Here is a 4,429-nt window from a genome sequence, read left to right as displayed (position 1 = left end):
CTTGCGACGACCGCGCCGGTGGTGGTGGCGCCGGCGATGCACACGGAGATGTGGCGGCATCCGGCGACGCAGCAGAACATGCGTGTGCTGCGTGCGCGCGGGGTGCACGTGGTCGGGCCGGCTGATGGGCCGTTGACCGGTGGCGATTCGGGGCCGGGGCGGATGAGTGAGCCGGATGAGATTGCGAATGCTGCGCTCGCCGTGGTTTCGGGTGCCGAGGGCGGGCGGGCGCGGGATCTTGCCGGGCTGAGGGTTGTCGTGTCGGCGGGTGGGACGCGGGAGCCGCTGGATCCGGTGCGGTTCCTCGGGAACCGCTCGAGTGGGCGGCAGGGGGTTGCGCTCGCGGTCGCTGCAGCTGACCGGGGTGCGGAGGTGACGCTGGTCGCCGCGCACATCGACGGTGAGGTGCTCGGTGGGGTGGGCGATGGCGTGAAGGTCGTGTCGGTGGGGACGGCGCTGGAGATGCAGGATGCCGTGACGGAGGCGGCATCCGCTGCGGATGTCGTGGTGATGGCGGCGGCGGTTGCCGACTATCGGCCCGCCGAGGTGGCGAAGGCGAAGCTCACGAAGGAAGCCCAGGGCGATCGTCTGACGCTGGAGCTCGTCGAGAATCCCGACATCGTGGCGGGGTTGGCAGCCGGCAGGCTGTCGGGACAGACGGTGGTGGCGTTCGCGGCAGAGACCTCGTCGGGGGATGAGTTGTTGGAGCGGGCCAGGCGTAAGCGGGAGCGCAAGGATGTCGATCTGCTCGTGGTGAACGAGGTTGGCTGGGCTCGCGGGTTCGAGTCGGCCGACAATGAGGTCGTCGTGATCGATCGGTCGGGCGAGGTCGCAGCGGAGGCTTCGGGGTCGAAGCGTGAGGTTGCGGAAGCCGTGTGGGACGCGGTAGTCGCAACGCGACGATAGGGTGAGGGCATCGTGGGGGAGGACGGCTGATGGATCGCACAGTCGCGTGGCAGGCGCTCCATTCAGCCGATACGGATGCCGAGACTCTCGCTCGAATTGCCGGTGAGTATCCGGAGTTCGCGCTGCAGATCGCGTCTCATCCTCAGTGCTATGACGAACTCGCATTGTGGGCTCGATCGGTCGCTGCGACGGGTGCTGCGGCGGAGACAGACAGCGCGTCCGCATCGTCACCCGCTGAAGATGCGGGTGGCTCGGGCATTCGTCCTGGCGTCTGGATCGGGATCGCGGCGGGAGCGGTAGCTGTCATCGCAGTCGGTGGTGGGGTGTGGGGGCTCATCGCGTCGGGTGTGTTGGGCAATGGGGTGGGGTCGCCCTTGGATGCCGGAACGGCGGCGGATGCGGAACGACCCGAGCTCGACGGGCCTGAGGTCTACGTCGGCGACGAGCTGGAGTGGTTCCTGCCGGAGGATAGCCAGTTGCGAGTGTTGTTCCCGGGTGTGGGTTCAGTCTCCCGCGGCGCCGAGCTCGGCGGTATCGGTGAGGGCGAGGGCGTGCACACGGGGCCTGAGGAGTGTTCCATGTGGTTCTGGGGCGATGACTGGGCCGTCGTGGGGTTGCGCACCGCTTCGTGGGACAACGGCGCAGTCGCGGTCCGCGGGTTCTCGACGGATGACGAAGCCGAGCACTACTTCGGCGGATATAGCGAGACCATCGACTCGTGTGCGGACTTCGCGATTCTCGGCCCTGATGAGGCGGAGTACGGTCGAGTTTTCATTGAGTCGCTCGACGTGCCCGCAGGGACAGAATCCCTGGTCGCTGTTCGCCGAACCGAGGGCGGCGAGATGCCACCGGAATCGGGCGACGACACGCTCGAGCTGCTCAGCCTCGAGGGAAACACCGTGACCACGGTCAGTGTCGTGTGGGATGACCGGTTCTCCGAGGCGTCGGAGCTCTCGAAGATCGTCGCCGCGGTCGTTGAGCAGCGCGACGAGGCGTTCGTGGCACTCGCTGATCAGATGGCGTTGCGCTGATCTGCCGGCGCTACGCTGATCAGCCGAGAATCTCGGCGTGGGTAGCCGCGGAGAGGGTGCGAGCGGCATCCTCGACCGTGACGCCGGTGAGTTCAAGGCCCGGCATCGTGTTCTCAATCGATTCGTCACCGTAGACGGAGGCGCCGTCGGCGGTGAACGTGATGAGATGCCCGGAGCGATCGGCGACCAGGTACTGCGTCCAGCCTGCGACGACGTACGACCGGTACATCCCGCCGGGGAACACGGCTCCGAGGTTTCCGCTGAGGTTGCCGAGGCGGATGCCGCGGGCGTTGGGGAGGAACGCGCCCGAAATGCTCTCTCCGAAGCTGGACGGGGCCCGTGACACGGAGATCGACCACAGCGTGCCGTCGTGGAAGACGGCTGACAGTCCGATCTCGAGGATTTGCCACTCGCCGTCTCGGATCTTCGTGAGGTCGGGCGCCGCGGCGGACGCTTCGGATTCGGTCATGCCGAGGGTGAGCGGGCCGATGCCGTCGAAGTCGATCTGCCACAGGCCGGCGTCGATCACCGAGGATGACCCGATGATGCATCGGCAGACGACGATGGTTCGCACCGTGTCGGTCGTGGGATCGTATGTGACCCGGTAGCCGACCGGGCTGCCCGGCTGGGCTCGATAGATGGCTGTGCCCGGCGCTTCATCGTCGCTTGCGACGGGAGCGCCATAGGTTGCTTCGAGGGATGCACGTGAGCTTCCCGGGCCGAAGCGTTCCGCGGTGACTGTTGTCTCATCGGCGGGGGTGATCGCGTAGACCCGATCATCGTGCAGCTCGACAGTTCCCCACCCGCAGTCGATCACGATGATTCGCACGCCGTTACGCAGCGTGGACTCGATGATTCGGATGTCGTCGACGTTGCTGCGGACTTCCGAGAAGGTCATGCCCAGCTGCACGCCGTGGAATCCGCGCGCGCTGAGCACTGTCGCGTCGTTGAGGGTTGCCGCTTTCAGTCGGGCGAAGAGTTCGTCAGGGTTGGATGCAGCGACCGCTGTTCCGCCTCCGACGCCGCCGATGCACGTCATCTGCTGCTGCGCCTCTTCGTCTTGGTCGACGCCGAATGCCACGACGTTGATGTTCACAAGCGGATTCTCGCGGTGCAGGTCGGCTGCGACGTCGCACGAGGTCGGTGGTGCGCACGTGTCGACGCCGTCGGAGATCAGCACGATATTTCCGGGTTGGCCGGGTGGGAGCATCGACATCGCAACACCCAATGCCGGCCCGATAGGGGTGAAACCGGATTGGGTGACGCCGTTGACGGACGCCCGGAGCGAGCCGAGGTCCATCGGCTGAAGGGAAGAGAGGGTCTTGACGTCTTGGCACCCCGATGCGCGCTCGGCATCCGAGTTGCCTGTGCCTGTCCCGAAGACGAGGAGGCCGACTTCTGCGTTCTGGGGGAGGGCCTCCAGGGCCGCGATGGTGGCTTGCTTGGCGACATCCATCCGTGTGACCCCCGGCGAGGTTTCGCGGATCATCGAACCGGAAGCGTCGAGGATGATCACCGTCGGCGGGATGCCGTCGTCGGTTGCGGCCTGTGCCGGTGGTGCTGTGAGCAGTCCCGCGGCCAGCAGAGCGGCGCCGGTGAGCATCCCAAGCTTCGCTACCCACTGACCGCGGTCGATCTTCGTGCCGCTTCGAGCCATCCAGATACCCCCTCGGGTAGGTTACGGCGTCGACGCTATTGCGCGCCACGAGAACGTCTTCGAGTGGCGAGATGCCGGCCGTTGTGGGTGCGCTGGGGTGACCCTGCGGTCGTCGAAGGACAGACTGTGACGTGGAGGCTTCGGGGTCACTCGCCCGAGGGCTCGCCCCAGACGCGGCGGCTGAGTGCGGCGATGTCTTTGTCGAGATGGTCGATGCGGGTGCCCATCGCATCGAACCGGGCGTTCATCTCGCCGCGGAGTCCGTTCATTTCTGCGCGCAGTCCGCTGATCGATGCATCCATTTCGCCGCGGAGTCCGTCGAAGCGGCCGTTCATCTCGCCGCGTAGTCCGTTGATGGATGCGGTCATGGTGCGGGTGAGGAGGGTTGTCATGACGGTCATGCCGCCGAGCATGAGCGTGGCGAAGAGGCCGATGAGCACCCAGCTCTGTGGTTCGGTCACGGCTGTCACCTTTCCAGTGTGCGGCAGGTCACATCAGGATGCCAAGGGTTCCCGCGCCGCCGATCGTTCGCGGGGTGGCCCGGGACTGTTCGCCGAATTGGGCGGCGCTGGGGAGGAGTCGCGCGCGGGGTGAGTCGGACCGGGTCTCAGTGCGGTCCACGGGCGGGTGCTTCAGGGCACGTGAGCCGGGTGGGCAGCGCGGGGGTGCGGGCACGGCGCGTCGGCACGTGGCTCCGGGAGGCGCGGTATGCCGGGTGGGCAGCGCGGAGTGTCGGCGCGTGAGGTGTGTCAGAACGGTGCGTCGGAGGCGTCGGCGGGTGCGGCATCCGGGGGTAGTGGATCGTCCGCGACGTATCGATCGGGGGTGAAGTGCA

General features: G+C 66.9%; 4 protein-coding genes. 2 read left to right on the top strand and 2 right to left on the bottom strand.

The window, feature by feature from the left end; translation table 11 throughout:
• The coding region (gene coaBC, locus B3587_RS05025; RefSeq protein ID WP_292726883.1) for a bifunctional phosphopantothenoylcysteine decarboxylase/phosphopantothenate--cysteine ligase CoaBC at positions 1-906 on the top strand (906 nt) is incomplete at its 5' end.
• A 29-nt stretch (positions 907-935) separates the two neighbouring features.
• Positions 936-1,937 carry a hypothetical protein gene (locus B3587_RS05020; protein WP_292726882.1) on the top strand — a complete coding sequence of 334 codons (1,002 nt, stop codon included), beginning with the start codon at positions 936-938 and terminating at the stop codon, positions 1,935-1,937.
• A 19-nt stretch (positions 1,938-1,956) separates the two neighbouring features.
• Here B3587_RS05020 and B3587_RS05015 read toward each other — a convergent pair whose 3' ends face one another.
• Both B3587_RS05015 and B3587_RS05010 read right to left on the bottom strand, forming a co-directional pair.
• The gene (locus B3587_RS05015) at positions 1,957-3,594 is read right to left on the bottom strand and encodes a VWA domain-containing protein (RefSeq protein WP_292726881.1); all 1,638 of its coding nucleotides are present in this window, start codon (positions 3,592-3,594) and stop codon (positions 1,957-1,959) included.
• Positions 3,595-3,740: 146 nt separating this feature from the next.
• Positions 3,741-4,055 carry a hypothetical protein gene (locus tag B3587_RS05010; RefSeq protein WP_228177276.1) on the bottom strand — a complete coding sequence of 105 codons (315 nt, stop codon included), beginning with the start codon at positions 4,053-4,055 and terminating at the stop codon, positions 3,741-3,743.
• Between the last annotated feature and the right edge of the window lie 374 nt (positions 4,056-4,429).

Source organism: Microbacterium sp. UBA837 (assembly GCF_002296025.1).
Lineage (GTDB): Bacteria > Actinomycetota > Actinomycetes > Actinomycetales > Microbacteriaceae > Microbacterium.
This window is presented reverse-complemented; position numbering and strand designations above follow the sequence as displayed.